Consider the following 19,622-nt stretch of genomic DNA (forward strand, 5'->3'; position numbering starts at 1 on the left):
TTTTTTAACCCTCCAATTAATTATTCGTCGTCGGCGACGACGAAGACCTAGACGCTGCTTCATCAGCTTTTACACAATCAATCGCAACAACGAGGGCAATCATCACAGGCTCCATCTCTTCTTTCAAAATATCAACCTTATAGCTGTCACCCCAAGTAAACCATTCCTTCTTCACCTGACCAATCACTTCGCCGTTCTGGAGAACCTGGAAATTCATATCCCACCAGTTACCTTGCACTTCTATACCCGCGGCATCAATTGAATATTTTGCTTTAAAGAACGTAAACTCTTTTTTGATCGTCAATACCTCTTGACCATCAACTTCTACTAAAAACTTCGGTAAAAAGGTAAATATTTTCTTCGTAATCACAGCGATTTCTTCTCGTTCTGTATTCAGAATGGTAAATGTCTTCGGCATCTTCATAAAGCTGCCCTCGACCACATACACATCGTTTTCCTGCTGGTCCTTGACTGTAAACCTGCCGCTTAAACTAAATACTTTTTGCTTCATGTAAAGCTGTTTCATATGTACCTCCCTCTACTCAAATGACAACTTCATTAAAGTTTATCATACAGAAAAAGGCGCAGATAACCCAGCTGTAAACTTCTTCATCAAAAACTGTACCAAACTAATCGTTTTCCCCATTCATTTTCTTTTTAAAAGCAAAAATGGCGATAGCTACAATAATACCTGTATATCCAATCACCCACCAAAAATGCAGTAAAATTGATGCATAGTCTCCAGATAAGGCAGCTCTGCTAGCGTCTACTGCGTGAGCAAATGGAAGTGCGTATGCAATATCTTTGAACCAGCCTCCAACTAAATTCAAATCAAACCATGTACCACTTAACCATGCACTCATATTCGTTAGTAGCGCTCCACAAATACCACCAACCTGCTTGTCGTTAAATATACTCCCCACTAAGAGCCCTATGCCGATAAATAGTAAAGATGTTGGTAAAAGGACAAGAATAGATAACAAAACATTGGCATTGAAAGGTAAACCTAAGAAAAAAGCTGTGATAAAACTAATGATAACTTGAACAATCGCAATAGGTAGGAGTGGCACAATATACCCTACAATGTAGTCTGAGGCAGAAAGGGGTGCAGTAAACAATCGCATCAAGAATGAGGTACTTCGATCTTTAGCTATTAACATTCCAGCGAATAGTGAGATAAAAGAAAGACCAAAAACAGCTATGCCAGGAATAAGTTGATCAATAGCAAATACATCAGATGGAATATTCGTTTGAATAGCATGAAGCAATAATAAGATAACTAACGGAAAGCCTATACCAAAAGCTACGTTTAAAGGATCTCTTAAAATCTCTTTACCATTACGTGAAGCAAAAGCGAGTGATTTCATCTTACGACCTCCTCTTTGGTAGCAATTGACACAAACGCCTCCTCAAGTGATTTGGTGTTGGTGCTTTCCTTCAATTCGGCTGCTGTTCCAACTGCCTTTAATTTTCCTTTCGCCATCGTGCCTATTCGATCCGAAAGGGCTTCTGCTTCCTCCATATAATGTGTCGTGAGAATGATGGTCATACTCCCCTTTAATTTCTCAATAGCACTCCATAGCTCACGTCTTGCGATGACATCAAGACCAAGAGTAGGTTCATCAAGAAAAAGGATTTTGGGGTCTGTAATGAGTGCCATTGCAATACTAAGTCTTCTTTGCATCCCTCCGGATAGGGTTTTAGCCTTCATTTTAGATACTTCCGTCAGACTAAACGTACGGAGCATTTCCTCGACTTTTATATCGATCGTTGTTTTGTGGAACCCGTATATTTGAGCGATTAATTCAAGATTCTCTTTCACGGATAAATTAGGAGCTACTGCCGTTTCCTGTGGTGAAACATTAATCTGTTCTTTTACTGCGTAGGGATTAGAAACAATACTGTTACCCAAAATCGACGCATCACCGGTTGTAGGGGTGCTAAGACAGGTCAACATCTTGATCGTTGTCGTTTTACCTGCACCATTCACTCCAAGTAAAGTAAAAAGTTCGCCTTGTTCAATTGAAAGATTAAGAGAATCGACTGCAATCTGTTCTTCGAATTTCTTTGTTAGATTCTTTGTTTGAATCGCAATCATTCCTCATCCTCCTGACCTTCCTGTGCCTTATATATCTCGTCAGCAAACTGCAGGAAGTCCTCATTTCTTACAATGGCAATTCCTTGAGCTTCATCGCCCAACATCAACAAGCTGTCTCCAGGAAAGATGCTGAATATCTCCCTCGCTTTTTTAGGAATGACAATTTGCCCGCGTTCGCCAACCTTTACAAGTCCAAATATGTGTTTTCCTTTTGGTTTCACCCCTGCCACTTCTGTACCATCCAAATTATTCACGAGATCATCCAAAGCAATGCCATATAATTCAGCCAAAGCCTTGCAATTGTTGATATCCGGCACAGTTTCCCCCGATTCCCATTTCGCAACAGCTTGCCTTGAAACACCAATTTTCTCAGCTACTTCTTCTTGTGTAAATCTGTGTATTTTTCGCATTTTTTTCAAATTCATATTGATCATACTTTTCACACCCTTCATCATTATTATATTAAATTTATTCCATTCATCTACCAACTAAACATGACATCAGAAGTTATCTTCAACTTACATTTGGTTAAATGCCTAAGTTTAACAAAAAAAGCCCCCTCAAACTTAGTGGAGGGGACTTGTTGTAGTATTTATAATCATTTTTTCTTCTGCTACAATACCTTTTGCTAAAGCTAATAAGGGAAGGAAGACAGATTTTGTTGCTTAAATATAGCTGGCTTAGAAAATAGGTAATGTTATCAGTGAATAACCTGAATCACTTAATAACCATTTACAAAATAAGCGATTGTCTCTAACTCATCTTCTTTTAGTTTTCTGTTCACATGTGCTTGATATTCAATCACGATTCTCTGCCGATCTCCACCACATTGATCAGTGAATTTCGCTATCATCCGAAGTTTGTCTGTTTCCTGACGAAACTCCTCTTTTGTCCATGGTCTTTGGTGTGAAGGAATATACGTATCGGCATCAAAAGCATCTAACTCATCTAAAAGACGCAACGTTTCCTTCACTGTATAATGAACTTTTTCGGCATACATTTTCGGATAAATACAATCACCAAGAAACAGGATTTTCTCTTCTTTCACATACACGATCACGGAATCAGCCGCATGATCGCCTCCAACATGCTGCACGATGCAAGTGACGCCGCCAAGATCAATTTCCACCCGACGGTCAAATGTGACATCCGGTAAAACCACCTGAATATCTCGATGACCCTGATATTCTTCCTTAATGGCCTTCGCGCAGAACTCAATCTCCGTTCCTTCCCTCACCCGCTCATCAATCGCCTCATCTGACCACGAAAACGGAACAAGCTCCTTCATTTCCTTTCTTGTCTGTGCAGAAGCAATTGAAACCGTATCAGGCAGCGCAGGCAGACCAAAAATATGATCCCAATGCCAATGCGTGAGGACAACCATATCAGGCTTGGCGTTCTCGTGCTTTAAAGATCTTTGGATGAAATAGTTCGCATGATCTTCTGAGTTACCGGCATCGATCATTAATGTTTTGTTATTGCCAACGACCATACCTAGGATGGGGCGGTCGGAGAGTGATACTGGCGTGATGTACCAAAAACTCTGACCTATTTTTTTAATTGAGTGCAAAGGTGCTTCCTACTTTCTGTCATTATTTTTTAAATCACGTTTTTTCCCATCGTTCTACTGTTTAAGTATATCGAATTTCATTATTCGAAGTAGCACGCGAAGCCAATATTGTTACAATGATCGCGATTGCAACGCCCAAAGCCCCTACCCAAGTAACGGAAGATAGAGAAACCCTCTCTACAAAGATACCACCAATAGCAGCACCTGCAGCCATCGCCAATTGCATCATTGACTGATTGAGACCTAATAGTATACCTGATGATTCTGGCTCCATTGTAGCTAGGTGATATTGTTGAGTCGGGCCAGAAGACCATGCAGCAAATGACCATAATATTAAAATGAGTAATACTCCAACATAAGAATGCGTAACTAGTGAGAGCAATATGAGCATGATGACATGTAATGTCATTCCACTAATCAGAGTAAAATTCACACCCCATCGATCGGTACTAAACCCACCAAACTTTGACCCAACTAGACTAGCAACCCCGAATACGAGGAGAACTCCACTCAGCAATTTGCTGCTTACACCTGATATATTTAAAAGGTAAGGGGATAAATAGGTATAGGCAATTGAATAACCACCGAGCCAGAAAAAGGTGATGGCTAATCCCAACACTACTTTTGGTTTTTTAAAAAGAGCAAGTTGTTGAATTAGAGGTACAGGTTTATCCCCTTGGATTTTTGGAATCGTAAGAGAAATTATCACCATAGCTAATAATCCGAGTAAGGCTATTCCTCCAAATACAGCCTTCCAACCAAAGAAATCACTAGTCATTCTGCCCAGTGGGACTCCAATAATCAATGATGCTGTAAATCCCATTACTACTGTAGCAATAGCGGTACCTTGCTTACCTTTTGGTGCAATTTTTTCAGCAATTGTTAATGCAGTAACTACGACCATCCCCGCTCCAAGAGCCATAATAATTCTTGACACAATAAATAATTGATACCCAGGGAGGACGAATGCAAGAATATTACCTAGAATAAAAACGCTAAGTGAAAATAACATTAACTTGCGTTTATTCATTCCCGATGTTAAAGCCATTAATACTGGGGTGAAGATGGCATACACAAGAGAAAAAATCGTAATTAACTGGCCGGCTGCAGCTATCGTAATCCCTAATGATTCAGAAATATTATCCAAAATACCAGAGATGATATACTCTGATGTACCAACTAAAAAACTGACAATAGCTAAAATGTAAATCTTTACAGTGTTTGACAATGTAGATCACTCCTTATATATAATACATTTACATATCTAGAATTGTTAATATGTATGGACAAAAAAACATATTACGATAAGTCGATTTGTATTTAATAAATGAAACTGAATTCTGATGTATGAATTCAGTTCATTTATTAAATATTTTTTTCTAGAATCTCAGCAATTTTTTTTATAGCATTTTCATCTCGTTTATAATACGTGTATTTACCTATACGCTCTGTCGTAATTAATCCAGCTCGTAGTAAAATTGAAAGGTATTGAGATGCTGTTGATTGCGTCATTTTCAATTTATCTGTTATTTGACTAACACATACCCCTGTAGTATTCATATCAATCCCTTCATGGGGTGTAAAATGACGATCAGGTTCCTTTAGCCATTGTAAAATTTGCAGTCTTGATTCATTGGATAAGGCTTTAAAAACTTCTATTGGCTCCATACAAACCATTATATCGATAAATAACGATATGTCAACATGTGTTGTTGGAGATTCCTTAAAAGTTTCTATTTTCCTTCTTCCTCTGGTACGGTTCGTCGTGATGTCTTTAAATGAGGTTATTAAAAAACCTTGGTGGAGTCCAACCTCTACCAAGGTTCTTAAAATATTATTTTATGTTGGAAGATCTCTAGAACTACATTTAAATTAGAAATTGCTTATCACTCTTCACAAAAACTAATGATTTCCTTCGGTACAGGTTCAAATATACTTTATAATTAATTATTTAAAAATTATCTTAAAATGATCATTATAACAATTAAAAATTAGTTCATAACAAGCCCCACAATTTTGCTAAATGGGATCGATGAATCGTGTTGAACAACTAAAGCTTTCGAGAATCGATCTAGGTATTGTTTCTCGTGTGACTTTGGTGAAAGAATGATTAATTTCCTTTTTAATTCCTGCACATATAAATCAAACACTTTTAACTTTCGATTTTCATCAAGCGCGCTATCAAATTCATCTAGTACAATAAAGCCTGGTGTAAACGATAAATTTTGTAATAGTGCTAGTGCAAATAGTAATGAGCTTAACGACTCTTCACCGCCGGACACACCTTTTCCTACTCGTCCGCCTCGTGCTTTTACACTAACATCTTCCATCGTCCCCCGATGGCCTTCTTTCCTTGCTTTAATGAATAATTTAAACACATTACGTCCTCTTCTATCTTCATCAACTGTCCAAGACACTTCCCCTTCAAATTGAAACTGTCTCATAAAGAATTCAAATCGATTCCTCACCTCAAGCACTCTCATGTTAATCGTTGTTTCTAACTTGTCCTTTAATTGCTCTGTCCTCGCACCATTCTCTGTTAATAAATTGTCTAAACGCTTATATTCTTGATCCAGTCTTTCATATTCAGTCTTCGCAGCTTTATAATTTTCAGGTGCTTCTGGATCAATCTCAGGTTCATTTTTTGCACCATCAAACATCCTTTTTCCATGATCGCGTTCTGTTCTTAAATCGTTAATAGATGGAATTTGATCAGGGAATCGTTCTTGTATTGCTTCTGAGTAAAACTGTGACCCGTACTTTTTGATTTCCATGATCTCTTGCATGTAACCCACCAATTCTTGCTTCATTCGATCGATCTCAACATGTTTTTCTTTCAGTCGACGACTTATGTCCTCTTTCTCTCTATTTTTATGTTGTAAATCATCTTCTAATGCTTCTACGGCTCTCTTATGTTTTTTGACTAAGACACGATGCGTGTCAAGCTCCTCTTCTAAATAGTGGTTTTTTTTCTTACACCTTTCAAACTCGCCTTCTATATCAGCCAACTGTTGTTGAAGTGCTTTAAATTCTTGATACTTTTCTTTCCTTTTCCCTAATTCTTCGTAAAAAATTCCTTCTCTTTCGAACAACGCATAATCATTGTTCAGTTTGGCTTTTTCGTTATTCAAATCGTGTCTTTCTTGATCTAGCTGTTTTAATTGCTGATGTTTTCCTGACAATTCCTTTTCTTTTCTTGTTAATTGTCTCGTTCGATCTTCCCGTTCATACTCTTTTGACATAAACGCTTCTGCTTCTTTCACAGATGAAATAACATGATGTAGATTTTGTAGTTGTACCGTTAACTCATTCATCTCTCTCTCTAATTCCGTATACCTTATCTTCTTTATCTTTAATTGTTGATCTACTTCTTTTTTTCTGGCTTGTAATGATGTTTCGCTTAAGATCAATCGGTCTTTTTCTTGTGAACCTCGAATACCCATTTCATCATATAAATATCCATTTTTGATGTGGATGGTTTTATGTTTGAAGAATAGCTCGACCCACCACAATGCTTTGATTGCATGCGGAATGAATTCGTCTCGTACACCTTCCTTCACTTTAAGATGAAGCGCTGGTAAAAATGTAATTGAGCGATCTGGAACTATATTCATGAGGGACACATGATAAAGGTCATTAGGTGGTTCGACTTTTTTCCCTTGAAAAAAGATTGTGTACTTAATCGCATCGAATAATTGCTCATCTTTTAATTGAGCCTGTTCGTCTAATTCAACTAATTCACGAAGAGGAAATGCTTTCACGTTCTTATTTCTGAAATAGCTGAGTGACTGCTTTTGGCGTTGAGAAAGCTCTTGATTTCCCATCAATAATTGATGTTCTTTTTCTAATTCCTCGACATCTTTTGATAACGTAAACTGTTCATCTTTTGATTTTTTTATTTCTAAATTTAATTGATCAATTCTCATGCTCACATCATAAGAACTCAGGTACTCATTTAAAAGCTCTTTCATTTTTTTACTACTATTTTCATCTTGCTCTATTTTAAACTTTAATGCTGCTATCTCATTACGTAGTTGATTTTCTATCTCTTTTAATTCAACTTCACTTTCCATCACCTGTGAAAGCAAATACGTGTTATGATCAATCTCTTTTTTCAACCGAACTAGGTTTGTCTTCACTTCCTGCTCAGTATGCCGAATATATCTTTCTTGTTCTGTGATATCCTTTAATTCCTCTTCTCTTATAGCAATCTCTTCACTTTTCTTAGCTTTCTTTTCTTTTAATAAAGACATCTCTTCGTGACCAGCTTCAATATCAACTTCTAACTTTTCTTGTTTAAGTAAAAGTTGATTCATGCCTTCACTGCGCTCTGAAAATTGTGCTTGTTCCAACTGAATTTGATCATTTACTTCTTCATAATCAGTTTCAAGCTGATCAATCAAATCTTCCAACAGTTTCTGTTCTTTTTTGAGTGCTTTTTCTAATAAAAGGAGTGCTCTTATATATTGCGTGCCTCCCGTCTTTAGACGCTCTTGATTCTGATTAAAATAGTGTAAACGTTGTTTACTACGATCGAGATTTAATTTGCTATTATCGACGCTGTGCTTTGTAAGATCTAGCGCTTCCTTTGATTCTTTTAATCTCTCAATGCTTTCTTCCCATTCTTGTTGCATCTGAGAAATGCCATGCATTTCACTAAACACTCGAAAACGCTCTTCTGGATTCATGGTCGCAAATTGATTGACATCTTGCTGATACCAAATTAAATAATAGGCATCAGGATCAATTTTATATTTATAAAGTAATGTCTCTTTATAAGATGAAAAGTTAAACTGTCCGCCGCCAGAGGTGTATGTGATTGTATTCTCCCACTCATCTATCTCTTCTCCAGTTGAAATGGTGTATTCCCTTTTCAACAATTGTCCAGACTCTTGTACGATGTTCAACGTAAATTGGATAAACTTTGCTGCATCGATTTTCATCGAACCTTCATTTTGAAACACAATTGAAATTTTAGCTTTCCACGTCTCGTCAGGTAAAAGGTTACGTGATTTTAAGCCTTCCAAGTCAACCTTTGAAGAATATAAGACAGCACCTAGACAATAAGTAATGGTGGACTTTCCGGAACCGTTTGGCCCAGAAATGAGAATATGCTGATCAGCTCCAGCTAAATCAATTTGTTCCGGACGATAATCACGTATCCCGTGAAACGTTAATCTCCAAGGTATCATTGCTCTGCCCCTTCACTCTGAAAATTATAGCGTTTAAAAAATTTCATGACTTCCTCTTTATTTAATTGATTTGAGTGGCTAAACTCTGCTGTTCTTCGCAAGAAAGAGTCTGAAAAAATATTCGCACCGATAGCCGTCAATTGAAAGGCTCTTTCTGTTGAATCCGTCTCGTAGTCTTCAATCGCACCGATTTTTTTCAGAGGGTCGATATTTAAATTGATTCTATTATTCGCCTTCTTTGTTTCATGCCCCAAAGCCTCTAACAGTTGATCAAATAATGTAAATTCATGTTGTAGCACTTCCTGTTGATAAAAGATATAAAGTAAAATAGCCAAGCTTTCCTTAGATAATGTGTGACGTGCTGCAGATGCTGTCACTCGCATAAGCACAATCACTTGGTCTCGCTCATCATCATAGATGATTTTGAAATATCGGCTAATGGCTTGATTCACTCTTTTGATAAATGAGAAAAAGTCTTCTTCACCCGAAATACCTAGTTGTTTCTCGACTTCCTTACGAGATAACCCAAAATTTCCAGATCGAATTGAAGCAGATGATGAAAAAAGAATGTTCATGAACGTCATCTCTTCTGTCTGCGTGAGAATACCACGTATGTTTTGCAAAGCATTCAATGGGTTTACATTCAATTCGGTCGTTCCATCATTTAGACTTTCTTTGATGGTCGTTGTCTCTTTTTCTTTTGACAATATCTTTTCCGTCTTCATGATTCATCCACTCCCATTCTTTTTCGTACTGTTTGTGTCCCCTTAGTTCCGTCCCCTTTGATATAACAATCTCTTTATTGCTCACTAAAGCAGAAATAGCAGTTAAAGCATTTATTGCGTCACTCCACTGCTCTGTTGTAGCCTCAATGACAACCTGTTCTAAAGTCGCTTGTTCTTGTTTTTCAAAGTACGCTTCAATCTTTGTTGTATCAATCATTTCCTTTGTTAAAAGCCAATTAGACTCTGCGATGTGTCGCTCTAAATCAACACCAGACACCTCTTCGTTTGCGTATACAATGTCCTCTTCTTCCTCTGGAATTGAGTCAATAATAGGTTCATAATTTTCTAAATAATCGACAGCCACCTCAATTGTGTCAGACGTTAAAGGAGAAGCAAATTTCACAGGAATCCATAACCCATCAACTGCCTCATCCTTATATTGATTTTGTTCCATGAAACTTAACAACTGGTAAACATCTGGAACATCTGATTCAAGCGGTGGTTCAAACATACTGGAAATGAAACGTCTAATTTTTTCAGGCTGAATATGAGAACTAAATGGGGTATTCTGCATATTCGTAAATTTTAAATATTTTTTAATCATGCCAAGGCTAAGATTTGTCCCTGTTGTAAGAACTTCTGTACCTCTCTGCATGAGTTCTGTAAGAACTAAACTGTCTTCCACTGTTTGAAACTTTTTAAATCTCTCTTCCAGTTTTACATCTAAATCATTCATTAACTCGTGAATCAACTCTAAATGGGGTAAGGCATGTCGATCGGCAAGCATTTCTAACTCACGCTCTTTTAAAAGTGTGATGGCATTCTCTACATTCCTTATCATACTGGCAATTTTGTTCCCACCTGAAATCCCTTGATCGTCATAGGCCTCACTAATATCTGAATCTCGTCTAGCCTGAAACAACGACCTGCCAATCTCATCATTCATATAATAAGCTAATGAATCATTGGCCAGTCGAATCAGCATATCCATCATCCGTTTTCCAACATCACGCATTTTGATTCTTCTCGTTTGTTTAGAAATCCAATTGTATTTCACTAGCACCTGGATTACCTGATCGACTCTTTTTTGAGAAGGCGGCTCCTTATCATCATAACGATTTCGATACCGATAGTAGATTGATTCAGTATTTTCAATAAGGTCACTTAAACCTAGAGCTTCTTCATTTAGCAACTGAATGATTTTTAAAAGCCTTAGTATTTCCCCAGGAGTTTGAAAAAAATGTTGAGCATCTAAATCACTAAGAACCCCACTAAGAGTAGAAATATCCCGCATAGATTGCATCAATTCTGGTGCTGAGTATGAAGATTGAAAAATTGAAATTAATCCTGAATCCACTTTTTCCAAAGATCGACACCTCCCATCATCTGCTCTTGTTCCATCTTTTGATGCTGAAGGAAATCCGTCAAATACTGTTCATAATGCTGATGATTCATAGTCACTTTTTGATTTGGCAATATCCACTTCAGCTTAAAATGATCATAAGGTTTCAGTGTTTCATATACTTTTCTTGCAATATATAAACCATCTAAATCATAATCACACCAAATCATCACTTGCTCTACCTGACTATGATCTAAAATTTGTGTCATTGCTTTTCGATGGGCAGACCTCAAATGTCCATCTGTACACAAAACATATGATTTCGTCTCTTTTAAAAAATCTCTTTTTGACGCCATACTTGTTAAAATAGCTCGATTTTCCACGATCCAGAATGTCGTTGCATCTGTATGATAGGCTTCATTTAATATAGATAAGTTTGTGAGGGCATGGACTGGTCCAATTTCATAAGAAGAATATTGTCCTTTCAGTTTTCCAGAAAAAAAGACGGGTGTGATTTGGCCCAAACTCGTTAAACCCAGCTCTTGAACCGAGGTTTGCGACCAGTCCTCTATCTCGCTTATAAATTCTTCTTTGTCAGCATCAAATTTTTTCGATCCACCAATCTCCTTGTAAAACATTGCACCAATCTCTTTCCAATCAAACGATTCTTTAAGAGAGGAAATATGACAAAACGCGCAAACAAAATGTAGATACTTGAGCCTTTTCATCAGTGGCCAACTGGTTGGAAATGATAGGGAAATCCTCATCTCGCTAGGATTTAATTGCTGAGCCCTCTCAGTTAACTTTTTAATTCCTGATACTCTATTGGGAGATAATGTTTGATGTTCTTGATCTTTTTTCAGTGCAATTTCGTTCAAACGATCTTGGATCATTAAAATGTCATTCACCAATTCATCATGCTTTCTTTGATGCTGCACTGATTGATATTCAAATAATCGATAACCCATCCGATAGTGGGATTTACTAACTGTTTTACCATCCTTCTCAAAACGAATCTCCTTGATAACCCAGCCTTCCTTTAACCAATTAAATGTTTCCTGTTCATCTTCATTTAATTCCACTTTTCTATTAGTCGTTAAGGCTAAAGATGCTAGAGCGGGATCTAATGGTAAATCGTTTACATGATGGTGTTGCTGGGTAGATACAGTTAATAAGCCTAAAACCCGATATGTTCTTGCTGACCGCTTAATAATGTTGAACTGAGTCAAAAGTTGATCTTGTAATGCAGATGTTAACTCCAACTCTTCTTTGCTTCTTAGGATATAGTCTTCAATATATTGGCGTACCTTTTCATCTATCATATCATTGCCTCTTTACTTGTTTGATATCTCTATTTAAATGGAAAATTGAGTGTGAATTTGACATTATCGTAGTTCCTCAATGAAGTTTTTTCATATTTAAATATGTTCATAAATAAAAAACATCTGATCTTCGTATTCATTAAGTTTATATGTATTATTTTACTATTTTACACTTTAAATTGGAATTGTTTTCAGTTAGGAAAAAAGACTTGGGTAATGTCTGTCACAGTTCGTGATGCAGAAGATGTTGTAGGCTTACCATAAAATAAAAAAGTCTCGTTTGAGGGAAATACACTCAAATGAGACTTTTTGTTTAGTTACCGCAATTATTTAATAACCATTTACAAAGTAAGCAATGGTTTCTAATTCATCTTCTTTCAGTTCTCTGTTCACGTAATTTTGAAATTCTTTCGTGATTTTCTGCTTATCTCCACCACATAGATCAGTGGATTTCGCTATCATCCGAAGCTTGTCTGTTTCCTGACGAAACTCCTCTTTTGTCCACGGTCTTTGGTGTGAAGGAATATACGTATCGGCATCAAAAGCTTCTAACTCATCTAAAAGACGCAATATTTCTTTCACAGTATAATGTACTTTTTCGGCATACATTTTCGGATAAATGCAATCAGCAAGAAAAAGAATTTTCTCTTCTTTCACATACACGATCACGGAATCTACCGCATGATCGCCTCCAACCTGCTGCACAATGCAAGTAACCCCGCCAAGATCAATCTCTATCCGACGGTCAAACGTGACATCCGGTAAAACCACCTGAATATCTCGATGACCCTGATATTCTTCCTTAATGGCCTTCGCGCAGAACTCAATCTCCGTTCCTTCCCTCACCCGCTCATCAATCGCCTCATCTGACCACGAAAACGGAACAAGCTCCTCCATTTCCTTTCTGGTCTGTTCAGAAGCAATTGAAACCGTATCAGGCAGCGCAGGCAGACCAAAAATATGATCCCAATGCCAATGCGTGAGGACAACCATATCCGGCGAGGCGTTCTCGTGTTCTAAGGTTTTTTGGATGAAATAGTTCGCATGATCTTCTGAATTACCGGCATCGATCATTAATGTTTTGTTATTGCCTACGACCATGCCTAGGATGGGGCGGTCGGTGAGTGATACTGGTGTGATGTAGGAGAAGGTTTAGCCTATTTTTTTGATTGTGTGCATAAAATACCTCCTTTCTATAATTATGATAAAGCGTTCTCTATTCTCATTGAAGTGGTACGATTCTAATACCTATTTATGTATGAATAATTTTAATGGGGAAAATTAAAAAATATACTTAAAAGTTCTCTATAATGTTATTAATTAAAGAGACAAAATAACCCTTCTTTGTTAGTATATAAAGAATCGTGATCCAAACTTGCATAACAGCAGTTTAAGATCACGATAAAAAATTTTCATAACTTTTATTCTTTCCTATAATATTAACTAAAACGAAATTATAAAGTATACGATACTATCTAAAACAGAATATTTGTATGGTTACTTATCTTGACAAAAATTACTGTCAGATAATTCGATAAGTCTTTTATTTACATATTTTTCAACTAATTTGATACAGTTATTTTTGATAAATTGCTCTTTATATTCCTCAACTTGCTCTTCTTTTGAACCATATAAATCTTCATCATTATCAACTTCTATATTATGAGATTCAAATTTTTCATTCTCATATAAGTGGAAATGGAAAAACACATGTGCATTATCTACCATATGTTCAACTAATGACGAAATATCATCTATTAATTCCTCATACTCTTCGTCTTCTAATATTTCATTCAATTTAACATTACTATGAACATCTATAGAAATATAATTATCTCTTGAAATTAACTCTTCCTCGGTTGCCAGTTGATTATCCTCAATTGTAGCTTTTCTATTCATGTCTGTTATAGAAAAGTAGCAATATGCATTATAATTAAGCAACCTTACTTCCCAAATTTCGGTATCAGTCAATCTGTAAATTCTATTAAATCTATACATACAATTCACCCCTATAATTTATTATTTTTTAATGCAATCAATCTTAAAATTTTTGACAGGTATAAACTAAAAGAATAAAAAATCACTGAGTTAATAAAAACATATAAAAAATTCATCCATAACATATTAAAATCTATATAAGAATTGTTTAATAAATTATATATCATAACCTTACTGTTTGAAAAAGGCACAAAAATACTACCAGAGGGAAATGAAAATATCAGGTAAAATAATGCAATCTGGGCAACAGTGATAATTATTTTTTTAACACCCGAAACCACACCTATTAATACTACAAGCAATCCAATTCCAGAGACAGAGAACATTCCTAGAAATGAGATAACAAATATAACAAAATATTGGTAAATGCTAATATTAAAAGAACTTCCTAATGCTATATCTACCAATATAATGAATAAAACCGAAAAAATCAAATTAAGAAAATTATTAATAATTATTCTTGCTGTAATAATATGTTCAAAGGAGGACTTTAAATAACTTAACGTGTATATTCTATTTTCTTTAATCTCTTGATTAATTTGATTACCTGGAAAAGTGTAACTACTTAATAGTAACCTAAGAAAGAAAACTAATGATATAAATATTGTTAAAAAATCATGATATATTTCTAATTTATTTATAAAAGAATTAACTGTGAATATTAAAATTAATACCATAAATACGATTGATAATAAAGTTAACTTTATATTTTTTATATAATTAAAATATGATCTTCTAAGTTCAGCAGTTAACAAATTCATCTTTGTATATCCTCCATATTGAAATTATGGAAATTAGAACGTTGGATAAAATTTTCTTCATGAGTTGTTATTATAAATGTTTTATCTAACTCCTCAAACATATTAAAAAATTTAGCTACACTCTCTTTATCAAAGCCTAACGTTGGCTCGTCCATAAGTATAATCTTTCGGTCCAACAATATCTGAAATATTATTATGAGTTTTTGTCTAGTACCTTTTGATAATGAACTGACTGTTTTATTTTTGTCTTCTTCCACCTTAAAGTAATCTAAGAAATCTATAAATTTTTTATGTTTTTCTAATATTTCTTTCTCTTTGTTTATCTTTAAGTAATAGTTTAAATTCTGTTCTATAGACGCCTCACTGTATAGGAAATTTGGTGATTCAATAAAGGAAATATTATTTTTAACATACTCAGTAAAACGCTTCTGATCTTTTAGTTTAAATCTATTAAAATCAAATTTTAAATCATCGGAAAATTGAATTTCTCCACTTTTAGGTATAATATGGCCTGCAATTACTTTTAATAAATTAGTTTTTCCAGATGCATTTTTTCCTTTTATAATATTTAGCTTGTTTTCAGAAAAATTCACGTTATTTATAGATAATGAAGATTTAAATCTATAACAAATGTTATTCAATTCTATATTAGACAATATAGCTTTTCTCTCCTTGCCTGTATGGTGAAATAATTTTATCATACATTTATTTTAAAAGGTAGATGCCCGTTTAGGCAAATTTATTAAAACTATGGGGCGTATACATAGCCACTCTTTATCAAGTTGTCAGCCATTTTCATGGACATGATTATACCACCAGCTACCTTATTTATATTTGGTTTTACAACGTTTTATATCACATTCAATGCGATTGAATCCAACATACGACTTTCCTAAACCAAAGCTGTATAAAATGAATAAAAAAATGACCTTTCACAGTTATCCCTACATATTATGATCAGTCGTACTGACTTTAATTTCTTATATTTCTTTTTTAACTCATAAGAACAGAGGCTTTTCACCATGTCTTTCTCAATCAACATTATTTTCAAGCTTTCTCTCTCAAAATTTAATGACATGCTATGCTCATCAGCTTTACGTTATAACTCTTATTATATAAAAAAGCTTGTAGATCTTATCTACAAGCTTAAATAATGGTCAAAATAATTGCACTGTTCTTTTACTATTAGTTATCCTATACTGCCATTGCTCTTAAGAAAAACGCCCAAGCTGCTACATCATCTCCTGGGAAAAAGAACGTTGCTGTCGCAAGAAATACTGCTAGCGCTCCTACTGACACTAGCGCCCACTTAGGAATCTTAGATATCCAAGATTTTGTTTGAGGGTTTTCTTTTTTTATTATGCCTTGCACATATTTATTATTTGACACATGTTGTTTTACCTTTTTAGGTAAGCTATCAAAATTCTTATAACTATTATTCTTCTTATCACATGGTCCCATAGTATCCAGCCTTAGACAATAGACATTTTTACCTTTTTTCATGAAATGAATATGATGGTATGGCTTAGCATTGTCTGGGGTATCAACTCGATAACTCCAGCCTCCACCCACATTATAGGTTTTACCTGCTCCTAATACACTTTGCATTGGTAAAAGACTAATGAACATAACCCCCACCAATAATGCTATAAGTACTTTTTTCACTACATTATCCTCCTCTCATAATATTCTATATAATAACACATTTTGCTAAAGATTCTATATTTTTTTATTAACAAAGAAAATTGAAAACTATACTGACTTAATTCTTATATTTAATTTAAATTACATCATCAAAAAATCTGCAATATTATTTTTTCATGTCATTTAATACAATACAGAGTGTACAAGTGAAAACTTAAAGTTGTTGCTTGTATTATTTTTTATCCCACTGGCTGCTTGAAAGCGACAGCATCCAAACGACGAATAACGGTCATCGGCAAGATGACATCTCGATATTTCCCACGTACATATACATCACGAAGTCAATCATCAGCGATGCCCCATATAAAACTAACGATTTGATTATCTGTTTGATTATTCAATTTACTTCCTCCAATAAAGGTATCTAACAGTACAATTTTATCATATTGATAGAGCGTGATTGGTATTTTATATTTGTAAAATTACAGGAAAACCTTCTCCTGTTTTCAGCAGATTCTCATTCCAACATTTCTTCATCCAGAAATATATTCGATTGTGGCATTAAAAGCAATATTATAGATTTTCCTTGCTCTTTTAGGACCAATTCCATAGGCCTTTTGTAATTCTTCTTCTTTTGCACTTAATATATCTTGTAATGCTGTAAAGCCAACAGTTTTTAATGTAGCACACTGAAATGGTGTTATATCCAGTTTATCAATAGGTTCCTGCAATAGACTTTTTAGAATATGTTTAATATCAGCATCAATTTCAACTGGTTTAAGCTCATCTATATTTTCATATGATGGCGAATTTATACCATACTCTGAATATAATTTTATTGATAAATTTGTCACTATTTCCTTATATCTATTTATAGGTGTATTTTTTGTTTCTGAAGCTAATACAACTCCAAAATTAACTTGATATCTATCAAACACTTCTGTTCTCACTTTTGTGCCCTCTGTGTGAAGTGAAATTATCCCTGAATATTCTAAAATTCTTATCGATTGTTTCACAACTGCTGGCGCATCCCGATGAATAGTAAAGAAAATTGTTTGCTGGTACTTATCTTCACTTACCCTTTTATCATTCTTGTTTAGTGTCTCCTGTAATACTTTGTTTTCTACAAACCATCTACCCCAGTCAATCAACTTCTTATGACCTATGTATATATCACTTAGCTTGGTATGTTCATTCCATATATTAGTTCTATAAAAATTCTTAATTGTTGTATTTACATTCCCAGTCTTTAGACTTTTTAAATCTTCACTTGCCATAAACAAACTCTTTAACAACAATCTTGGGTTTCCTGATGCAGCATATATTAAAGCATTAAAATTTTCACCATTCTTTTCAAAGATACTATACGTATCTTCACCTACTTGATTTTTTACAATTTCCCTCATTTTTTCTATATAATCAAGACTTGTTATATCTCTTTCTACCTTTTTTACCATTGCATCATGGAACGCTTGAAACGTGCCATATGATGTTATGCCTGGGTATACCGCTGCCTTACAACTAATAAAAGGGCACCTTAAATCTCTAAACATCGTAAAAAACTCTCTTTGTTGCAAAGGGATAAAATTATGGCATGCTTCATCAAAGAGTAATACAATTCTTTTTATATTACATGTTTCACATATATCCTCAATCAGAGCTTTAAAGTAATCAACATCTCGTATAATACCAATCTTTTTTAAGTCCACTCCAAATATTTCACTGGCCTTCTCAGAAATATCAAAGTTCTTATTACTCCAAGAATTTTCTAAAGCATAAATAAAATCGTCAAGCTTTTGTAGAATATTCTCCTCTTTATCTATAAAACCAAAGTAATTTCCCAGAATTCCTGTCGAAGACAGTACGATTCCCTTCTTTTCCAGCTTTCTCTTTAATGCAAATAATATCTTTGAGAACATCCAATTTCTAAAATAGACAATATCTTTATATGCATCTACAAATATAGCCTTACTAAAGTTAACAAATACTGCAAGCTCCCTAGAAGAATTTAAATCTTCGTCCATTTCTTTCTCTGCTACTCTCAGGAGCATTGTTTTACCGGTTCCTCTACTGCCTTCTAATAATAATGGTGATTTACTTTTAATATAATTTAGGTTATCTCTATCTGTTTTAGTTGCAACAAATATATCGATTAAATCGTGCGGACTAATGTCCTCAGTACGAAAAATAAATTCATCATCAAACCTCATATTTGTATTAGTCCTCCTAATTTATACTCAGTAAGTGCTTCTTTTAAACTTATTTTTTTATCATCTGTAAAAGAATTCGCAAACTCATTAAATCTAATTGTAAATAATATATTAAGTAACTTAACTATATCAATAAACATCGCTGCCCAAAGTTCAATTTTATCTTTTTGATAGTGTATTTTTTGTTCTTCAATTGTGTGCATATATTTGTATTTACCATGAACATACTCTGAACATTCTCTGTATACCGACTTAAACTGTTCTATTAAATCCTCTACTTGAAAGTCCTGCCCCAAAAAAAAAGAAAAATATTTTTTATTTAACAAACCATTTTCATTATCTTTTAAAGTTGACCACTTCATATCATAGTCATTTACTTTCCACAGCAAGTACTCATAATTTCTATCAATAAAATAAATAAAACTCATACCTAATTCAAGTGCACTTCTTAAACATATGTATGCATTTCTATACATGCCTTGAGCAGCTATGTGAAGGGAAGAAAGAAGGTCATAACACACTTCTTTTAGAACTACATTTGAATCATAGATTTCTAGTTTCCTCGACCATAAATTAAGTATTTCTAAGTAATGGAGCATTTCTGCATAAAGTTCCCCATGGGTATCGACTGTTTTAAGGGTATTTTCAGTCAAAGCTTCAGCAGATTCCTCCATAACTCTTTTTATATCAAGGAAATTTCTCATAACATACACCTCACTGTCTAAACTTTCATGTAAATTTTACCACTAAGCCTTCTTAC

The 19,622-nt window shown here is 34.6% G+C and carries 18 protein-coding genes and 1 pseudogene; all 19 read right to left on the reverse strand.

Annotated elements, in window-relative coordinates:
- Positions 1-16 precede the first annotated feature (16 nt).
- Positions 17-526, reverse strand: coding sequence for an LURP-one-related family protein (locus NSU13_RS18435; RefSeq protein WP_101677494.1), 510 nt, complete (start codon positions 524-526; stop codon positions 17-19).
- A gap of 103 nt (positions 527-629) precedes the next feature.
- Positions 630-1,367, reverse strand: coding sequence for an ABC transporter permease (locus NSU13_RS18440; RefSeq protein WP_101677493.1), 738 nt, complete (start codon positions 1,365-1,367; stop codon positions 630-632).
- Complete coding sequence (locus NSU13_RS18445) at positions 1,364-2,098, reverse strand: ABC transporter A family member (RefSeq protein ID WP_070326239.1); 735 nt, start codon at positions 2,096-2,098, stop codon at positions 1,364-1,366. The genes NSU13_RS18440 and NSU13_RS18445 overlap by 4 nt, the downstream gene beginning before the upstream one ends.
- Positions 2,095-2,532, reverse strand: coding sequence for a helix-turn-helix domain-containing protein (locus tag NSU13_RS18450; RefSeq protein ID WP_180951440.1), 438 nt, complete (start codon positions 2,530-2,532; stop codon positions 2,095-2,097). The genes NSU13_RS18445 and NSU13_RS18450 overlap by 4 nt, the downstream gene beginning before the upstream one ends.
- 287 nt (positions 2,533-2,819) lie before the next feature.
- Complete coding sequence (locus tag NSU13_RS18455) at positions 2,820-3,668, reverse strand: MBL fold metallo-hydrolase (protein WP_101677492.1); 849 nt, start codon at positions 3,666-3,668, stop codon at positions 2,820-2,822.
- Positions 3,669-3,729: 61 nt separating this feature from the next.
- Positions 3,730-4,896, reverse strand: a complete 1,167-nt coding sequence (locus tag NSU13_RS18460; RefSeq protein ID WP_342489714.1) for an MFS transporter — start codon at positions 4,894-4,896, stop codon at positions 3,730-3,732.
- A 137-nt stretch (positions 4,897-5,033) separates the two neighbouring features.
- The gene (locus NSU13_RS18465) at positions 5,034-5,336 is read right to left on the reverse strand and encodes a metalloregulator ArsR/SmtB family transcription factor (protein ID WP_025093701.1); all 303 of its coding nucleotides are present in this window, start codon (positions 5,334-5,336) and stop codon (positions 5,034-5,036) included.
- Between the two features lie 323 nt (positions 5,337-5,659).
- Entirely contained in the window at positions 5,660-8,860 is a 3,201-nt protein-coding gene (locus NSU13_RS18470; protein WP_342489715.1) for a chromosome segregation protein SMC, read from the reverse strand.
- Positions 8,857-9,585, reverse strand: a complete 729-nt coding sequence (locus tag NSU13_RS18475) for a hypothetical protein (RefSeq protein WP_342489716.1) — start codon at positions 9,583-9,585, stop codon at positions 8,857-8,859. The genes NSU13_RS18470 and NSU13_RS18475 overlap by 4 nt, the downstream gene beginning before the upstream one ends.
- Positions 9,521-10,942 carry a hypothetical protein gene (locus NSU13_RS18480; protein ID WP_342490040.1) on the reverse strand — a complete coding sequence of 474 codons (1,422 nt, stop codon included), beginning with the start codon at positions 10,940-10,942 and terminating at the stop codon, positions 9,521-9,523. The genes NSU13_RS18475 and NSU13_RS18480 overlap by 65 nt, the downstream gene beginning before the upstream one ends.
- On the reverse strand, positions 10,927-12,249 hold the full coding sequence (locus NSU13_RS18485) for a DUF2399 domain-containing protein (protein ID WP_342489717.1): 1,323 nt from the start codon (positions 12,247-12,249) through the stop codon (positions 10,927-10,929). The genes NSU13_RS18480 and NSU13_RS18485 overlap by 16 nt, the downstream gene beginning before the upstream one ends.
- Positions 12,250-12,579: 330 nt before the next feature.
- Positions 12,580-13,389: an MBL fold metallo-hydrolase gene (locus NSU13_RS18490; protein ID WP_342490041.1), complete on the reverse strand. Its 810-nt coding sequence runs from the start codon at positions 13,387-13,389 to the stop codon at positions 12,580-12,582.
- 357 nt (positions 13,390-13,746) lie between these two features.
- Positions 13,747-14,247: a hypothetical protein gene (locus tag NSU13_RS18495; RefSeq protein WP_342489718.1), complete on the reverse strand. Its 501-nt coding sequence runs from the start codon at positions 14,245-14,247 to the stop codon at positions 13,747-13,749.
- An 11-nt stretch (positions 14,248-14,258) separates the two neighbouring features.
- Entirely contained in the window at positions 14,259-15,008 is a 750-nt protein-coding gene (locus NSU13_RS18500; RefSeq protein WP_342489719.1) for a hypothetical protein, read from the reverse strand.
- Positions 15,005-15,664 (reverse strand): ATP-binding cassette domain-containing protein, encoded by a 660-nt coding sequence (locus tag NSU13_RS18505; RefSeq protein ID WP_342489720.1) that lies wholly within the window; start codon positions 15,662-15,664, stop codon positions 15,005-15,007. Before NSU13_RS18505 ends, NSU13_RS18500 begins: the two co-directional genes overlap by 4 nt.
- Before the next feature lie 538 nt (positions 15,665-16,202).
- Positions 16,203-16,673, reverse strand: coding sequence for a hypothetical protein (locus tag NSU13_RS18510; RefSeq protein WP_342489721.1), 471 nt, complete (start codon positions 16,671-16,673; stop codon positions 16,203-16,205).
- 218 nt (positions 16,674-16,891) lie between these two features.
- Positions 16,892-16,981 (reverse strand): annotated as a pseudogene (locus tag NSU13_RS18515) (hypothetical protein); the annotation flags it as partial.
- 204 nt (positions 16,982-17,185) lie between these two features.
- A complete protein-coding gene (locus tag NSU13_RS18520) occupies positions 17,186-18,862 on the reverse strand; it encodes a hypothetical protein (RefSeq protein WP_342489722.1) in 1,677 nt (558 codons plus the stop codon).
- Complete coding sequence (locus tag NSU13_RS18525; RefSeq protein ID WP_342489723.1) at positions 18,859-19,566, reverse strand: hypothetical protein; 708 nt, start codon at positions 19,564-19,566, stop codon at positions 18,859-18,861. The genes NSU13_RS18520 and NSU13_RS18525 overlap by 4 nt, the downstream gene beginning before the upstream one ends.
- Positions 19,567-19,622: the final 56 nt, after the last annotated feature.

The organism is Bacillus sp. FSL M8-0049 (assembly GCF_038593355.1).
GTDB lineage: Bacteria > Bacillota > Bacilli > Bacillales > Bacillaceae > Bacillus > Bacillus safensis.

Coding starts and splice junctions, on each gene's coding strand:
- NSU13_RS18435 (WP_101677494.1), bottom strand. CDS start 526: ATGAAACAGCTTTACATGAAGCAAAAAGTATTTAGTTTAAGCGGCAGG.
- NSU13_RS18440 (WP_101677493.1), bottom strand. CDS start 1,367: ATGAAATCACTCGCTTTTGCTTCACGTAATGGTAAAGAGATTTTAAGA.
- NSU13_RS18445 (WP_070326239.1), bottom strand. CDS start 2,098: ATGATTGCGATTCAAACAAAGAATCTAACAAAGAAATTCGAAGAACAG.
- NSU13_RS18450 (WP_180951440.1), bottom strand. CDS start 2,532: ATGATCAATATGAATTTGAAAAAAATGCGAAAAATACACAGATTTACA.
- NSU13_RS18465 (WP_025093701.1), bottom strand. CDS start 5,336: ATGGAGCCAATAGAAGTTTTTAAAGCCTTATCCAATGAATCAAGACTG.
- NSU13_RS18470 (WP_342489715.1), bottom strand. CDS start 8,860: ATGATACCTTGGAGATTAACGTTTCACGGGATACGTGATTATCGTCCG.
- NSU13_RS18475 (WP_342489716.1), bottom strand. CDS start 9,585: ATGAAGACGGAAAAGATATTGTCAAAAGAAAAAGAGACAACGACCATC.
- NSU13_RS18485 (WP_342489717.1), bottom strand. CDS start 12,249: ATGATAGATGAAAAGGTACGCCAATATATTGAAGACTATATCCTAAGA.
- NSU13_RS18495 (WP_342489718.1), bottom strand. CDS start 14,247: ATGTATAGATTTAATAGAATTTACAGATTGACTGATACCGAAATTTGG.
- NSU13_RS18500 (WP_342489719.1), bottom strand. CDS start 15,008: ATGAATTTGTTAACTGCTGAACTTAGAAGATCATATTTTAATTATATA.
- NSU13_RS18520 (WP_342489722.1), bottom strand. CDS start 18,862: ATGAGGTTTGATGATGAATTTATTTTTCGTACTGAGGACATTAGTCCG.
- NSU13_RS18525 (WP_342489723.1), bottom strand. CDS start 19,566: ATGAGAAATTTCCTTGATATAAAAAGAGTTATGGAGGAATCTGCTGAA.